Origin of the sequence: Pseudoalteromonas sp. MMG012 (genome assembly GCF_018100875.1) — a bacterium.
Classification (GTDB): domain Bacteria; phylum Pseudomonadota; class Gammaproteobacteria; order Enterobacterales; family Alteromonadaceae; genus Pseudoalteromonas; species Pseudoalteromonas aurantia.
On sequence record NZ_JAGJEF010000229.1, the window covers coordinates 1 to 475 of the forward strand.

Annotated in this window: 1 protein-coding gene; it reads left to right on the plus strand. The window is 45.9% G+C overall.

The features are described 5' to 3' along the window. Positions 1 to 475, plus strand: a 475-nt coding sequence (locus tag J8L97_RS23190) for a DUF935 family protein (protein ID WP_211053085.1), incomplete at both ends; no start/stop codon positions are given.

The following is a 475-nucleotide window of genomic DNA, read 5'->3' on the forward strand; positions in this document are numbered from 1 at the left end:
CAATTTTAGAGAGCAAGGCTTGTTCCAAACTGCGCTTGATAACCGCAACGAACTACGATTACGTAGTGACGATCCTAATGGTATTGTGCTCAACCCGTTTGGTTGGGTAACGCATGTTAGCCGCAGCAAAAGTGGCTATCTACATCGAGCAGGATTAACGTCTAACCTTGCTTGGCCGCACTTATTTAAAAATTATTCAATACGCGACTTAGCCGAGTTTTTAGAGATATACGGGCTACCCAGCAAAATTGGTAAATACCCCGCAGGCGCAAGCACAAAAGAGAAAGCCACATTAATGCGGGCTGTTTTATCAATCGGCCATAACGCAGGTGGCATTATTCCACGTGGCATGGAGATTGATTTTAAAGAAGCCGCCAAGGGCCAAGCAGACCCATTCCTAAACTTTGTTGCGTGGTGTGAAAAAACACAAAGTAAAGCATTGCTCGGTGGCACGTTGACTGGTCAAGCAGACGGT